This window comes from Gorillibacterium massiliense (genome assembly GCF_000455485.1).
Taxonomy (GTDB): Bacteria; Bacillota; Bacilli; order Paenibacillales; family NBRC-103111; genus Gorillibacterium; species Gorillibacterium massiliense.
Genome location: NZ_CBQR020000164.1, coordinates 1 through 16,350, shown reverse-complemented (window position 1 = coordinate 16,350; position 16,350 = coordinate 1). Strand labels below are relative to the sequence as shown.

Annotated in this window: 12 protein-coding genes; 1 reads left to right on the top strand and 11 read right to left on the bottom strand. The window is 48.0% G+C overall.

Annotation, left to right across the window (positions count from 1 at the left end):
* Positions 1–933 precede the first annotated feature (933 nt).
* From TJ79_RS26325 to TJ79_RS23150, 11 genes are all read right to left on the bottom strand, one after another.
* The gene (locus tag TJ79_RS26325; RefSeq protein ID WP_052339907.1) at positions 934–1,629 is read right to left on the bottom strand and encodes a hypothetical protein; all 696 of its coding nucleotides are present in this window, start codon (positions 1,627–1,629) and stop codon (positions 934–936) included.
* A 216-nt stretch (positions 1,630–1,845) separates the two neighbouring features.
* Positions 1,846–2,352 (bottom strand): hypothetical protein, encoded by a 507-nt coding sequence (locus TJ79_RS23195; protein ID WP_155988011.1) that lies wholly within the window; start codon positions 2,350–2,352, stop codon positions 1,846–1,848.
* 186 nt (positions 2,353–2,538) lie between these two features.
* Positions 2,539–2,994, bottom strand: a complete 456-nt coding sequence (locus TJ79_RS23190) for a DUF2569 family protein (RefSeq protein WP_040952734.1) — start codon at positions 2,992–2,994, stop codon at positions 2,539–2,541.
* A gap of 227 nt (positions 2,995–3,221) precedes the next feature.
* Positions 3,222–3,845, bottom strand: coding sequence for a histidine phosphatase family protein (locus TJ79_RS23185; RefSeq protein ID WP_238323117.1), 624 nt, complete (start codon positions 3,843–3,845; stop codon positions 3,222–3,224).
* Between the two features lie 1,203 nt (positions 3,846–5,048).
* Positions 5,049–5,378 carry an SCP2 sterol-binding domain-containing protein gene (locus tag TJ79_RS23180; RefSeq protein WP_040952733.1) on the bottom strand — a complete coding sequence of 110 codons (330 nt, stop codon included), beginning with the start codon at positions 5,376–5,378 and terminating at the stop codon, positions 5,049–5,051.
* Positions 5,375–5,827 (bottom strand): PaaI family thioesterase, encoded by a 453-nt coding sequence (locus TJ79_RS23175; protein WP_052339906.1) that lies wholly within the window; start codon positions 5,825–5,827, stop codon positions 5,375–5,377. The genes TJ79_RS23180 and TJ79_RS23175 overlap by 4 nt, the downstream gene beginning before the upstream one ends.
* A gap of 29 nt (positions 5,828–5,856) precedes the next feature.
* The gene (locus TJ79_RS23170; RefSeq protein ID WP_040952732.1) at positions 5,857–7,566 is read right to left on the bottom strand and encodes an AMP-binding protein; all 1,710 of its coding nucleotides are present in this window, start codon (positions 7,564–7,566) and stop codon (positions 5,857–5,859) included.
* Between the two features lie 28 nt (positions 7,567–7,594).
* Complete coding sequence (locus TJ79_RS23165) at positions 7,595–9,382, bottom strand: acyl-CoA dehydrogenase family protein (RefSeq protein ID WP_040952731.1); 1,788 nt, start codon at positions 9,380–9,382, stop codon at positions 7,595–7,597.
* A 440-nt stretch (positions 9,383–9,822) separates the two neighbouring features.
* Complete coding sequence (locus tag TJ79_RS23160; protein ID WP_040952730.1) at positions 9,823–11,007, bottom strand: acetyl-CoA C-acyltransferase; 1,185 nt, start codon at positions 11,005–11,007, stop codon at positions 9,823–9,825.
* 21 nt (positions 11,008–11,028) lie between these two features.
* Positions 11,029–13,425: a 3-hydroxyacyl-CoA dehydrogenase/enoyl-CoA hydratase family protein gene (locus TJ79_RS23155; protein WP_040952729.1), complete on the bottom strand. Its 2,397-nt coding sequence runs from the start codon at positions 13,423–13,425 to the stop codon at positions 11,029–11,031.
* Positions 13,426–13,463: 38 nt separating this feature from the next.
* Positions 13,464–15,608 (bottom strand): (Fe-S)-binding protein, encoded by a 2,145-nt coding sequence (locus TJ79_RS23150; RefSeq protein ID WP_040952728.1) that lies wholly within the window; start codon positions 15,606–15,608, stop codon positions 13,464–13,466.
* 260 nt (positions 15,609–15,868) lie between these two features.
* Here TJ79_RS23150 and TJ79_RS23145 point away from each other — a divergent pair.
* Positions 15,869–16,350, top strand: a 482-nt coding sequence (locus TJ79_RS23145; RefSeq protein WP_040952727.1) for a TetR/AcrR family transcriptional regulator, incomplete at its 3' end; no start/stop codon positions are given.

Here is a 16,350-nt window from a genome sequence, read left to right as displayed (position 1 = left end):
ACGTCAAGTACATCTTAACAGATGTCCGTTTTTCGCTGCCTACTGTAAGGGGATATACCAGACAGAATCGTCATTGTGTTCCTTTAGTCTAGATAAACATAGTTTACAACGTGAAGAGTTCTATCCAAATCTCTAGTGAAAATAGATGTTCCCTGTACTACGTAAGTCTGTAAACTCTGCCGTTGTCCCGCGTCAAACAATTTGAAGGTAAACTCCAATATTGACGACCCATCCTGTGTTCCCGTCAAGAGACCTTCGGTCGGAACTAGTGTTTGACCACTTGGAAAGTGAAGGGATTGCTTTAAATAATCATATGCCTTTTCGTACGATTCAGAGATATTTGGATCCTAAGTGTAGTCCACATTGAAGGTATACGTAGCCAAATCATTATGCCCACCCGAGGTTGTGACTTCCACACGATGCGTCGCGGTCTTGTTCTTAAACAGGATGTAGAAGCAGCCATCGACGTAAATTACGGGTACCGATTGCCCATCTATGGTGAGTTTTATCGAATTTCCTGCTATTTCCCAAAATTCAAGTCGTATGCCAGGGATGCTTACGCTTTTTAGTCGAATGCTGCCCCCCCCTCTGCATAGCGAGGTTACTGGATACGTCGCAATGTAACTCTGTTAGCGACGACTGGGCCGCCGGCTGATGATGTTGTAGCATTAACAGTCGCTGAGAATCGAAGAGCTCCGGTCGTGCTAGCCGAAGTGACTGTACCCATCCCCAAAGTATTACCATTGCCTTGAAAATAAAATAATCACCATTGTTAGTACCATTGTAATCAGAGTAGGTTTTGAAAGTATAATTAGACAACTGTTCGCCAGCTGCAGGCGTAGCCGTATCATACAACGTAACACCTAAGGTTAGGGCCAAATACCCCGTAACGGGAACATGGTGCAAGATGAAGGTACGGGCATCTTCGAGTTCTCACGCAAGTCTATTTAGTTCTTGTTTAGCAATCGTTTCAATCCATGTAATTAAATTAGGACAATTATCTATTGAGTAAAGTGTGTATTCTGGAAATCCATCAAGTGGAGTTATATGTTCAAAACTATGATCTGGAGCAAACATAATTACGCTTAAAGTATCTTTATGATACAAAGTCAGATTTCCATTAGCCTCGAAAGCAAAAGCAATATAGTCATTCGGGTTTAAAAGAAGCTCTATCCCCTCTTCCCGGCAAACTTCATTTACATATGTACCCCATCCCTGAAACCCTTGTTCAGAATCACTACTTGTCAAAGCAGAATTGAGATTTAATAACCAACTCTCTTCTTGTTCATTCCACCGTTCAGTAATCCCACCGAAATAACCCAGTAATATTTGATGTTCTTTACATAAATGAGATGGAACTAAATTAACTGGATACTTACAAAGCCAGCCAAAGGATTCGTTGTCCTCATCTGTCCATCCCAAAAGTTCAAACTTCTCGTGATTAACTTCAACTCGAGTTATCCTGGCTTTCATCAGTAACTTGGTAAAGCTGGGAAAAAGAGATTTGAATTCATCTGACGGAGAAAAAATCTGATAATTCAAAACTGATTCTGAAACTATTACATTGTCATTAGGCTTAATTAACCAGCTAACTTCACTTACAAAGTCATTCCAGTCATTGTTGGACATCCTAGCACCACTTTCAATTTATAGATTTCCCTTACTTTCACCTAGCATTCTTGTATTCCCGACCCCGAGAGGCTTAAGGCGCGTTAGCGCCAGGTAGCTCCACCACTTAGCCTCACAGGGATGTCTGGCTGAACACACTTCCCCGAAATGCCTCGGGCAGACCAAGGGCCGCCAGGCCCACAGTGTGCATGCGATGGTACCGCTTCTCTGAAAATATTAATTGTTGTATAAGTATGTTAACTTTTTATTGGAATCATATTCAAAAATAATATCTTCAAATTCCTTTATCTTTACCAATTCAATTGGAACGACTAGTCTTTCATAATTATGTCTTTTGTTGATTAACATATAGTACGCCATTAATATTCCTTTTATCATGTTTTCATGTCTTGGTTCTCTAACTAATAATTCGGATACGAAAACTTCTTTATCATTATTTTTACTATTTAAGGCAACATGGTAGTCCCAAAAAGGAATTGAACTTTTGCTTCCTGCCGAACAAACAATAGGATACTTTGCATTGGTAAAATTACTAACGATTGAATTTACCTCTTCTATTGCTAGGTGGTTTTCTGTACGAATAGAGTGCATTTCACCATTGTGAATTACTATACAATAGGGGATGCTTGAAATATGATCTTTGAACTTTGTAACTAATCCTTCCCTAAGAAATATCGGGCCTATCAAAAGGTAGCCTCCTTCATAAGTTTTCGGTACTTTCACCTAACGTTCTCGGATCACGACGTTCAATCGGCTTAAGGACCGCAAGGTTCGGGTGGCTCTGGCACTTAGCCGGTTGATTATGTCCCGCCTGATTTCCACTTCTCGAAATCCCTCGGGCGGACCAAGAGAGCTTCAGATCCCGCAGCGTGAATGCATTGTTATAAGAAGTTGTTGCCATCCTTGATGTTACATTAAATTCATATCATCAGTTTTTACAAATGTTTCTTTTACTCTCTTCGATCTCAAAAAATATGTTATCCAGGTTAAACTTATCATCCCGATAAGTATTGACAGATTATAACTAACTGGAATCGTCTGTCCCCTACTGATAAAGTCCGTATAGGTTAAAATTCTAACCACAATACAAAGCAATTCTAAAGTAATTATTAGATACAGAGCATACTTTTTCTTTGTAATAAAAAGCATCAGTATTATTCCTGTGGCTATCATCTTTATCAAAAGTCCAACTGTTATTGCATTCTGTATCCAATTACTTTCTTCAATTATGTAACTAAAGTTAGACAGAATCTTAATAGAAAAACTAACATATAAAGCTTCTCTTATTATTAATATTACTAAATAAGCAAGTAACCATCCTCCAATTGGTTTAGAATTTAATTCTGCAGTTTCCTTGTTCGACATCGTAGTAACACCCCTGAAAATGATCTTTAAAAGTTTGCAGCAATTTCTTATAACGTTGTCACGAACCCGAGAAGCTTAAGGCAGCTTGCTGCCGGTTGCGCTAGCGCAGTTAGCCTCGCAGGGTTGTCTGCCTGATTCACACTCCATCTAAAAACCTCGGGCAGACCAAGTCGCGATAGCGACGTAGCGGGAATATAGTGTTAGCTGATGCCAATGCCCTCTTTGAATTACTCCCACAATCTTATGACCTCAATAAGCTCAGATCCCTTGAATCTAACCTTATAAATATCAGGCATCGATGTTGATTGCCAAAAAGTATATTCATATTGTTTATCAAAATAATTCAATATCAAGGTCATAATATCACCGTGTGTTCCAATAACGATCTTCTTCCCTTTATGTATATCGAGGATCCGTAAAATAACGCTCGAAGCTCTTTGCTGTGCAACTTCGCTTGATTCTCCATCGGGGAAAGCAAGCTGGATATCTTCATAAACGCGATACTTGGCCATTGCAAATGTTGCCGGTGTGAAATCACCAATCGTTCTCTCTCTAAGATCCTCTTCTACCTGAATATCGTTTTGATAATTAATAGCCGTTGGGCGGATTGTTTCAATTGCTCTCTCATAAGGACTAGAAATAAACACGTCTATGTCTTCATATCTCAATACTTCTTTAATAGCTTTTGCATCATTCTGTCCTTTGATTGATAATCCCCTTGTTCTTTCTTTTCCTTCAACAAAAGCAGATTCAGCGTGTCTTACAAAAAACAATATGGTTTCCATCACTTCCGTGTCACCACTTTCATAAATCAGCATTGCAATGGTTTCAGCTAACGTTGTTGTATTCACGAGCCCGAGAGGCTTAAGGCCCGTCAGGGCCGGGTGGCTCTGCCACTTAGCCTCGTAGGGTTGTCTGCTTGAATCTGCATCACCGAAAACCCTCGGGCAGACCAAGGTCGGCGTAGCCGGCCGCAGCGGGAATACGGTGTTATCGGATGGCCTCGACTTCTTTGGATTTGCTAAAATGTTTAATGAAATTTTGAACTTAGTTCTTCTTTAATTTCTAATAATGATAACAATTTTGATATTGGGTCAAGAATTATTAGGAATAAAAAAGGAACGAATATTAGAAATCTATTATCTTGAATAATATAATAATATCCAGCAATTAATGAAAGAAAAATATATTATTTTACGGTAATTATTAAGGTGTGCTTTAATTTTTTCTTCACAACTAGCTTTTGACCACATACAAGACATTCAACACAATTATTATATTTCGTCTTTAACTTCTTGTATGTTCTAATAGCTTTCCCATTGCATTTGGGACACTGCGATACCATCAAATGAAACACTTCCTGTTAATTAAATTGTTCGAGGCTTTCCGATAACGTCTCAATTGCGAACTTCATAATAAATCGTTTTAAGTATGTATTCGCGAACATTGTAATACATCCTTTTTCTGGATTTATTTATGAGGAAAGCTCTACTACTTTTAACTCCCCCCCATATGTGATTATTAGTTAAAATAGAGCCAATAACGAATTGATGTGACACTCCCTTCAACTTTGTGCTCTTTATTAGGTACGCTACGCCCAAAAACGACTGGGGCTAACCACAGAGATTCCTGCTTTACCTTTTCATCTTTCTGAACAAGTTGGCTTGTTTCATAACCAAAAGTTGAAAAGGTCGTGTATGCACCACAACCCCCTATTCCTACTATCTGCCAAAATCAATCCGAAATTTCCTGGTTTGAATATAGGGAAAACAAAACTCCAATGATTAATGAACCGGTTAAATTAATGACTAATGTTTACCATGGAAACTATGATTTAAGTCTGAAAGTTATCCATTTACCGAGCCTTTAAGGGCAGTTATGGCGAACTCCATCTCTGCGATAGTTTCATGTATTCTTAGATTCGCACGTTTCGCATAAGCCTCCATTCAAAAATAAAACGCCTTTGGGTAGCCCCAGGCGTTTTTCATTAACCATACCATTGTTTGCGTTACCGATGAATGGCGCCCCAATCACTAGACCTGATTTATATATCATCAAGCTAGCGAATATTTCTTCATCACTTCCTGCAGCTTAATAGCAAGACCCAAATTGCCCTCGATCTTCAGTTTTCCTGTCATAAAGGCCAAGGTTGTATTTAATTCATCTTTCAGCAGCTTACGCATATCCGCTTCGGAGAGCGTCAACGTGCAGTTTGCCTGACTGGTATCCCCTTCCAACACAGTGACGGTTCCCTCCTGCATCAACACTTGATAGGTCCCTTCCGCCCCTAGCTTAAACTGGAAAAGCGCGCGGATCGTGCGGATGGGCTCCGGATCGGCTTCCATTTTAGCTGCCAATTTTTGCAGTTCCTCCAGTATACTCATATCGCCTTATCCCCCCCACTCGTCGGCAGCGAATCGATAACGCGAAAGGTGCCCGTTCCGAAGGCGCATAGCTCTCCATTATCCTTGCGGGCAAATGCTTGCGCCGTCATCAGTTTTCGGGAGGCATGCACAATTTCCGCCTCCACCTTGATTCTGCCTTCTGTCATAGGCGCCAAGTAGTTCATATTCAGATTAACGGTGACGATGCTAGCATCCGGCCGCACCAGCATGGCAACCAGTCCCATGGCGGAATCGATCATGGTAGCATGAACGCCTCCATGAAGAATGCCGATTAAATTGAGATGATGGGGTTGTATCATTAAAGAGACCACAACCTTGCTCATCTGCAAATCCTCGATTTCACAGCCGAGATAATCCCAGAAGGTATTCTTTGAGGATTTCTCCCACCTTGCCAAATCCGGATGGCTTTTTATCGGTTCCTCTGCCATATTTCAACCTCCCTTGCTATAGCAGGCAATCATCCATGCTTACCCGCATCAAGTTGAGAATCCGGGTTTTGATTAGCCCTCATGTCATCTTCGATCAGCTTCCTTCTCAGCACCTTGCCGACCAATGTCTTCGGCAATTTATCGCGGAAGTCGTATAGCTGCGGCACTTTGTAGGCAGCCAATCTTTCCTTGCACCAAGCTTTGATCTCCTCAGCCGTCGCGCTTGTTCCTTCCCGCAGTACAATGTATGCCTTAACGGTTTCGCCGCGGTAAGGATCAGGCACTCCCGCAACAACCGCTTCTCTTATGCATGGGTGCTCAAAGAGAATTTCTTCCACTTCTCGGGGATAAATATTGTATCCTCCGGCAATGATCATATCTTTCCGACGGTCCAGGATATAGAAGAAACCGTCTTCATCTATCCTTGCCAAATCTCCGGTGTACAGCCAGCCCTCCCGGAGGGTTTGGGCGGTTGCTTCCGCCCGATTCCAGTAGCCCTTCATCACCTGGGGGCCTTTTATCGCCAGCTCCCCGATTTCGCCAAGGGGCATCTCTTCCCCTGTAGACGGGTGAACGATGCGGGCTTCCGTATCGGGAAACGGAATGCCGATAGACCCGCTTTTCCGTTTCTCCCATATGTTGTTGGCATGGGTAACGGGTGACGCCTCGGTCAAACCGTAGCCCTCAATGAGCTTTCCGCCGGTAAGGGACTCGAATTTCTCTTGCACTTCGAGAGGCAGTGGCGCCGCACCGCTGATGCAAATATTTATGGAGGATAAATCGTAATTTTTGTTATCCGGATGATTATTAATGGCGATGTACATTGTCGGAGCGCCTGGAAATACCGTCGGTTTCTTCCGGTCAATCGCTTTGAGAACTTGATTAATTTCGAAGCGAGGAATCAGAATGAGCGTACCGGCAAGGTAAACCGCTTGATTGAGCAGTACCGTCAAACCGAACACATGGAAGAAGGGAAGCGCCGCCAAGTATGTTTCTTCTCCTTTTTTGGAGCGATAAAACCAGAGCTTGGTCTGTATCGTATTTGCGATCATATTCGTGTGCGTGAGCATGACGCCCTTCGCATATCCGGTAGTTCCGCCCGTGTATTGAATGAGAGATAAATCTTGGGCGGGGTCTACCGGAACCTCGCATGGCTCGGATGATGACATCTTCAGTACCTGCATGAATGAGAGAACTCTCTTGTTATAGGTTACATGCGCAGCCATCCCGTCTTTTTTTGCCTTGATCGGAAACAAAATATTTTTCGGGAAGGGCAAGTAGTCCTTCAGAGAGGTAACCAGGATATACTCCAGCGGGGCCGTTTCCATTGCTTTTTCGATACGTTCAATGAGGTAATCCAGGGCAACGATCACCCTTACGTCCGCATCTTTCAGCTGGTGTTCAATCTCCCGGGGGACATATAACGGATTCGTCATGACGACGACTGCACCGGTCAAAAGCGTCCCGTAATAGGCAATCACGCATTGGGGGCAATTGGGCAGCATGATCGCCACCCGGTCTCCTTTGCGGATACCCAGACGGAGCAGGGCATTGGCAAAACGGTAAGCTGATTGAAGCAGCCTATCGTAAGTGATCTTTTTCCCTAAAAAGTCGAGAGCGACATGGCCGGGATAGGAGGCTGCACTCGTTACGAGGAAGTGCGCCAGATTTTGCGCTGGATAATCATATTCCTGGGGCACTTCCGGTGGATAATGGTCTAGCCATGGTTTGGCAGACATGTTCAACCACCCTCATTTCAGGAAGTTGTTACACCGCATAACTTTCCGCCGCGATTACCTTCGCTGCGATTTGCCGATTAAGATCGATTGTGTCGACCAATGTCCTGCGGGTCAGTTTCTTCAGGATAGACAGCTGCGTCCGCAGCGTATCTCCCGTTTCCATCGCCGCCAATAGTTCCTTCGCCCACTCTTCCATACAAGAGAACTGCTCATGGATAAACACCGTCGTCATCTGCAGGGCAAGCCGGCTTTTTTCTTCTCCCTTCCGGTCCAGCATCTTCTTCGTGCGGAGCAGCGCACTCTCCATAGCGAACACGGCAATCATCATATCCGCCAGACGGCTGAGGGTTTCCTGCTCCTGCTCCAGCTTCATCTGGTATTTCTGCACGGCTTGCGCGCCAACCATCAAAAAGATCTTTTTTGCCATGGCCAGCATGTGGGTTTCCTGCTCCAGCGCACCATCAAAGGTTTGTGCCGGTATGAGCGCCATTAGCTCGGATTGAAGCACCATCGCTTTTTGCATCAAGGGAAGCTCACCCTTCATCGCCCTTTTGATCAGCGTACCGGGAATCAGGAGACGGTTGATCTCGTTTGTGCCTTCGAATATCCGGTTGATGCGGGAATCCCGATAGAGGCGTTCGATGCGGTATTCTTGGATGAAACCATACCCACCATGGATTTGCACGCCTTCATCGGCGATGGAATCAAGGGTTTCCGAACCAAACACCTTGTTGATGGAGCACTCCAACTGATACTCTGCTATGGCTTTAGCGGATTGGTACCCTACGTTCGGGCTGCTGTGGTCGACTTCCGCAAGTCCGATATCAAACAGGCCGGCTGTGCGGTAAACCATGCTTTCCAAAACATAAGTTTTCGTATTCATCTCCGCCAATTTCTTGCCGATCAGCGGAAACGATGAAATTTTGCGACCAAATTGAGTGCGCACATTGGCATATTTCGCTGCATATTCAATGGCGTCTTTTGACCCGCCGACGCAGCCTGCCGCCAGTTTGAAACGGCCGATGTTCAAAATGTTAAAGGCAATCAGGTGACCCTTGCCGACCTCCCACAACAGATTGCCGACAGGAACCCTCACGTCCTCCAGAATCAAGGGGCAAGTGGAAGAGCCTTTGATGCCCATCTTCTTCTCTTCCGGTCCGACGCTGACGCCTTCCATCGTTCTTTCCACGATAAAGGTACTGAAATCGGTTCCATTTACTTTTGCATAAACGATAAAAATATCCGCAAAGCCTGCGTTCGTAATGAACTGCTTCGTGCCGTTCAAGACGTAGTGCTTGCCGTCCTCGGACAAAACCGCCGTCGTTTTCGCCCCCTGAGCATCCGACCCGGAGGAGGGCTCCGTTAAGCAGTAGGCCGCAATGAGCTCCCCTGAGGCGAGTGAAGGCAAATACTTTAGCTTCTGCTCTTCCGTGCCAAAATAAACGATGGGCAGCGTTCCGATCCCTACATGGGCGCCGACGGATAAGGCAAAGGAGGATGCTTTTGAAAGGCGCTCAGTGATTAATGTAGAACTCACTTTGTCGAGACCAAGGCCGCCGTAGTTTTCCGGAACATCGGCACCTAGGAGACCAATTTCCCCTGCCTTACGCATCAGCTCCACCGTCAGTTTGTAGTCCAGCTTCTCGATCTCTTCGTCCCGGGGGCTTATCTCGCCGGCAATAAAATCCGCTGTCGTGTCCGCGATCATTCGCTGCTCTTCCGTAAGATCCTCAGGCGTTATGATATCCCTGTAATCGATATCTTCGATCATAAAGCTTCCGCCAAGCACTTTCGCCGCCGTCTTGCTCACCCGCATCCCTCTCCTTTTAAAAAATTGACGTTATATAAAAAAGGAACTTAAAAACGAGCGGATTCCGTCGCTGCAAAACCTGATTATTCTTCCAATCGCTGCCCACGCTCAGATTCCCTGATTAGATAATCCCATTTTAAGGTAGGGATCTGATAAGAAAAACACCTATCGATGTAAGTTCAAAGAAGCAAGACCGCGTATATAGGTCGTTTTTCTTGCGATATCAGGTATCTGATGTTCCAAAGTTATATCCTTCTGATATCGTCGCAAAGGCGACCGCTGACGCTGTCCTGAACTTATCTTAGACAATTTAAGATTGGGTTCAGGCGGCTACGCCGTATTTTCACACATTCGCTCCTAATGATTAAGCGGCATGTGTGTTTATTCCAGAACAATCGGTCTCTCCGCTCCTCCATCCCTTTCTTAAGTTCCGTCTATATAAGCGCTTATCCCGAATGGACCTCAAATACACCGGCGGCTCCCATACCTCCACCGATGCACATCGACACAACACCATAGCCTCCGCCGCGGCGGCGCAGCTCTTGAATCAAGGAGATCGACAGCTTCGTGCCGGTGCATCCAAGCGGATGGCCGAGGGCGATGGCGCCGCCATTCACGTTCACTTTCTCCTCGTCGATCCCAAGCTGTCGAATGATGTGCACGCATTGGGAAGCGAACGCTTCGTTGATCTCGAACAGACGGACATCGTTCAAGGTGATTCCCGCCATCCGCAGCGCCTTCGGAATCGCTTCAACCGGACCGACTCCCATAATTTCCGGGTCGACGCCGGACAATGCGAAAGCGCGGAATGTCGCCAGCGGCGGAAGATCAAGTTCCTCCGCCTTTTCTTTGCTCATCACGACGACAGCCGCCGCACCGTCACTCATTTGTGAGGAATTGCCGGCAGTAACGGTACCCCCCAATTTGAAGGCGGGCTTTAGATTTGCCAGTCCTTCCGGTGACGTATTATCCCGCACGCCTTCATCTCGATCAAATCGAAAAATCTGCCGCTGTACCTTTCCCCGATCGTCGACAGTCGTCTTTTCCGTTTCCACCGGAACGATCTCATCTCGGAACTTTCCCTCATCTATCGCCTGGGCTGCTTTTTGATGGGAACTTGCCGCGAAGCGGTCTTGATCCTCCCGAGAGATCTGAAACCGCTCCGCCACTTCCTCCGCGGTGTGGCCCATCGTGACATAGGCCTGAGGCATCCGTTCCACCAGCTTCGGATTGGGTGAGAGCTTAAAGCCTGTCATCGGCACGTGGCTCATGCTCTCCACCCCACCGGCAATCATCACGTCGGCATGCCCCAGCATCACCCGTTCCGCGGCAAAAGCGATGGCTTGCAGCCCAGAGGAGCAAAACCGGTTGACCGTCAAAGCAGGCACTGTGACAGGAAATCCTGCATATAGCGACATGATGCGGGCGACATTCAACCCTTGTTCGCCCTCCGGCATGGCACAGCCGATGATGATGTCCTCCACATCCCCCTTGGCAAGCCCGGGAGCGCGTTCGATTACCGCTTCCAATACAACTTTGCCTAAGTCGTCCGCGCGGGTTTGAGCAAGGCTGCCCTTTTTGGCTTTGCCGACAGCGGTACGCGCCATGGACACGATTACAGCTTCTTTCATCAACACTCACTCCCCCGATTGTTAGTTGCGCAGCGCCTTGCCTTTTGTCAGCATATGCTGCATCCGCAGTTGAGTCTTCGGCTCGCCGCATAAGCTGAGAAAAGCTTCCCGCTCCAGATCGAGCATATATCGCTCCGTCACAAGCGTGCCCGCCGGCACATTTCCTCCGGCGAGAACGTGGGCCAATTTTTTGGCAATCAGTAAGTCGTGATCACTGATATAACCACCTTGTCTCATTCCGATCGCACCGAGGGTAAGCACGGCCTTTCCTTCGGACCCTACCACTCTGATTTTCTGTTCAGGAACCGGTTCATACCCGCTTTGAGCCATTCGCAATACCGCCTGTTTCGCCTCGTAGATGAGATGGTCTTGATTAGCTATAACCCGATCAGTCGGTAGCAGATAGCCAAGTCGTTTCGCATCGTGTCCGCTGGTGGATACTTTTGCCATGCCCACCGTCTCAAAGATTGCATTGATCGCCGGCTGCAGATCCGCATCGGGTTGCTGCGCGGTTCGACTGGCGCGAAGGGTCAGCTCTTTGCAGCCGCCTCCAGCAGGAATGAGACCGACGCCTACTTCCACAAGGCCGTAGTAGGTCTCCGCGGCAGCGATGACTTGATCTGCCGGCAAACAAGCCTCCACCCCGCCGCCCAAAGTCATCCGGTGAGGGGCTGCCACAACAGGCTTTTCAAAGCGTTTCACCTTGTACATGGTGTCTTGGAACAAGCGAATGATACTGTCGATCTCATCCCACTCTTCGTCCTGCGCCTCCATAAGCAGCAGCATGATGTTGGCGCCGACGCAAAAGTTTCTTCCCTGATTGGAAATGACAAGCCCCTCATAATTGACCCGCACTTCCTCGACGCTTTGCTGGATCATGGACAAAATATCTCCGCCGATGGCATTGTTCGGTGAATGGAACTCCAGGCATGCGACGCCGTCGCCAAGATCAATCAGGCTTGCTCCGGCATTCCCCTTTATCACTTTGTTCCGCTCTTTAAGCGCTTTGAGGGAAATCACCTGTGGCGGCCGCTCCAGCTTTTTGTATTCCTGACGGACGACTGCGAACACTTTTCCTTCCTCACGCTTGTAAAAAGAGGGGTTGCCTTGTGCGATCCACTCCTTGACCCACGCGGGAACCGCCGATCCTTCCCCTTCCATGCGCTCCACCGATTTGACCAATCCGATAGCATCCCACGTCTCGAAAGGGCCGAGGTCCCAGTTAAAGCCCCATTTCATCGCATCGTCAATCTCTTGAACCGTATCGGCGATTTCCCCGATTTTTTCTGCGGAATAGAGGAGCACTGGCTTCAAAATGTCCCAGGCCAGCCCGGAATACCGGTCATCCGCGGCAAGGAGCGCTTTTATCCTCGCCCCCGCACCCTTTGCCAATTTGGCGGCTTCCAAGGAGCCGGAGGAAACCTTGCTTTGCGGATTGTACTCCATCGTCGCCAGATCCAAAGAGAGAATGGTGCTGCCCTCTGGGCCTTTTTGCTTTCGATAGAAACCCTGACCGGATTTTTCGCCCAGCCAGCCTCTCTCCACCATTTGCTTCAGTACATCGGGACTCGCGAATATATTCTTTTCTGCTCCATCTCCTGCATTTGCATAAACGTTGTCCGCCACATGCAGAAAAGTATCCAGCCCGACGAGATCCAGCGTACGGAAGGTTGCGCTGCGGGGACGTCCCATGGCCGGTCCGGTGACGGCATCCACATCATCCACGGAGTAGCCCTTTTGGATCATCTCGTGAAGCGTGACCAGCAGCCCGTAGGTGCCGATCCGATTCGCAATGAAATTCGGAGTATCCTTGGCGATAACGACTCCTTTACCCAGTACGGTTTCGCAAAACGCCGCCATTTGCTTAACCAAATCGGCGTCTGTAAGCTCGCCAGGCACGATTTCCAGCAGCTTCATGTACCGAGGAGGATTGAAGAAGTGCGTTCCGAGAAAATGCTTTTTAAACTCTTCGCCGCATTCGGCAGACATCGCGTTGATGGAGATGCCCGATGTATTTGAACTGACAACGATCCCCGGTTTCCAATACTGTTCGATCCGGCTGAGGAGGTTTTTCTTCACTTGCAGATTCTCGATGACAACCTCGATCACCCAATCGGTCTCCGCAATGCGCGGGAGATCATCCTCCAAGTTTCCCGGCGTGATCCGCGAGACGAATGTATCGTCGTAAAGGGGAGCGGGCTTCGTTACCTTCAGCTTCTCGATAGCGCCGGCCGCCAGCCGGTTGCGGACAGCAGGGTGCTCGAGGGTCAAACCTCTTGCCTTTTCTTCCTCCGTCAAATCCTTAGGCACGATATCAAGGAGCAGACAGGGAATGCCAACATTAGCCAAGTGGGCAGCGATACCGGAACCCATAATGCCCGATCCGATAACCGCTGCGCTGCGAATGCGTCTTTTCATGTACGGGGACCTCCATTTCGGTGTGAAATGGCGAACTGTTAGATGAGCTCGCCGAATACGGACTGCTCCAGCAATTCGGCGATATCTCTCGCCTTGACACGGTCTTCCACTTCCTTCATTTTCGTGCCGTCCTCCATCATCGTCAGGCAGTAAGGACAAGCGCTGCTGATCACTGTCGGACCCACTTCCAGCGCCTGCTCCGTGCGAGCAAGATTGACTCGCTTGCCCGACGTTTCCTCCATCCACATCATGCCGCCACCGGCGCCGCAGCACATCCCGCCCCTCCCACTGCGTTCCATTTCGACCAACTCTACTCCGGGGATGGCCCGCAGCACATTGCGCGGCTCTTCATACACGTTGTTATAGCGGCCAAGATAGCAGGAATCGTGATACGTGATCCGTTCCTTTACATCGTGTCGGGGCTTCAACCTGCCCTCGCGAATGAGCTGGTCGAGCAGTTGGGAGTGATGGAGCACCTCCACCCCCTCCATTCCGAAATCCGGATATTCATTCTTGAACGTATTGTAGGTATGCGGGCAGGCGGTAACGATTCTGCGTACGTTGTATTTCCGAAATGTTTCAATATTCTCCACGCATAGCTGCTGGAAAAGCATCTCATTGCCCATCCGCCGCGGCGTATCGCCGGAGTTCTTCTCCTCGTTGCCGAGAATAGCGAAGCTGACCCCGGATTCATTCAATAGCCGGGCGAAGGCGCGTGAGATCTTACGGCTCCGAAGATCGTAAGAACCCATCGATCCGACGAAAAACAAGTATTCGAAGCTGGCATTTTCTTTTACGGTAGGCACTTGAATGCCTTCCACATCCCCGGTCCACTGAACCCGGTCGTTGCGGTTCAACCCCCACGGATTACTCTGCCTCTCGATGTTCTGCATCGCACGCTGGCCATCATGCGGCACTTTACCCTCCATCAAAACGAGATGTCTGCGCAAATCAATGATTTTATCCACATGCTCATTGTCAACAGGGCATTGGTCCTCGCAATTGCGGCAGGTCGTGCAGGACCATATCTCCTCTTCCGTCATGACATCGCCAATCAAAGCGAGTTCTTCCGGCTTCTTCTTTTTCTGAACGACCCAATTGGTTTTCTGCCACTTCATCGTCGGGGAGATATCCGTGATTCCACTGCCGGTCCACTTCAATTTGCGGTCGGCCTCGTCGGAAATCCCATGAACACCGGAGGCTGAAAAAGCGTATTCCGGAGCAAAAGGCGACTTTGTGGTAACGGACGCTCCTTTTTCCGTCAGATGGTCTCTCAGCTTCGTGATCAGATGCATCGGTGACAGCACCTTACCGGTATTGGAAGCGGGGCATACATTTGTACAGCGCCCGCATTCGACGCAGGCATAGAAATCCAACATCTGTTTGCGGGTAAACTGTTCTACTTGGCCGACACCGAAGGATTCCGCTTCCTCGTCTTCCAGATCAAGCTTCTTCAAGCGGCCCACCAGCTCCGTGCGGCGAAACCATATATTCAAGGGACCCGTGATAATGTGAAAGTGTTTGGATTGAGGGACATAGACAAGGAAGGATAGCAGAATCAACAGGTGAGCCCACCAGCTGATCATGAAGAAAACATGGGCGGTTTGTGCGGACATGCCGCTGAACAAGCCGGCAATGAAAGAGGAGATCGGAGCGTAGGCATCAGGCAGATGTCCGAGCCACACTCGCTCAAAACCAAGGGACAAAAGCACCGACAGCATGAGGAAAAAGATGAAAAAAAGGACGATACTCGGCTTCCAGCCCCTTTTCAGCCGTATGAGCCGTTCCCCATACCGGCGGTAGGAAGCGTAGCCCATGGCGATAAGAATAAGCAGGACGGTTATTTCCTGTGACAGCTGGAAAAAAGAATATCCGGGAATAGGCAGATGCTTGCCACCCGTTAGCCCCTTCACGATGAGATCAATGGCTCCGAACTGCAGGATAATAAAGCCGTAAAAGATAGCCACGTGCATGACGCCGCTTTTCGGATCCTTTAGCAACTTCGTCTGCCCGAACACTTGGGACAAAAAGCCCTTCATTCTGCCCCGGCTGCGCTGGCGGAAGTCAGCGGGACGGCCCAGGGATACATAAAGATAACGGTGATAGACTGCTCGGTAAAACAAATAAAGCGCGTATCCGGTTATCGCTAGAAACAAAGCATACTGAACCATCTGCCCGACCATTTTCTCACCCTCCTTGTTGAAAAATGAGATGGCGTGACGTGAATACGAAAAGTAAACGGTTACAAAAACGGTAGAAACCGTCATCCAGCATGAATCATGGGAAGCTTTCTAAGCTTTTGTCTCAGAAGAATGTGTCCCTTAACGATTTCGCTGCGGCGGTTGACCATGGTCATTGACATAAGCGGCCGTTTATCCTAAGATTAGGAAAATGAATGAGTATTCATTCAGTTACCATGGATTCTAACATCGAGGTGGCTTGTATGACAAGTAGAAAGACGGAAAAATATGAGATTATTTTGGATGCAGCCGAAAAAGTCATTGCCGAGAACGGTTTTTACGGTTCTCAGGTTGCCAAAATCGCCAAGGAGGCTGGCGTTGCCGACGGTACGATTTATTTATATTTTAAAAACAAAGAAGATATCCTCATCTCCCTGTTTCAGGAACGCTTGGGCAAGCTGGTGGAACTGTTCCACAACAGCATCCGAGAGGCGGATTCTGCGGAGGATGCCCTGCGCAGGGTGTGTGAAATTCACTTTACCCAGCTTGAGCAAAATGTAAATCTCGCTTATGTCACCCAAATTGAACTGCGGCAAAGCTCTATCGAGCTGCGTAAGGCGATCGGAATTAGCGTCAAGCCCTATATCAAGCTGATTGAGCATATCCTGGAAAAGGGAATCCAAGAGAAGCTATTCAGAGAGGACTTGGATGTGAAACTGACCCGACTCCTTATCTTTGGCGCGAT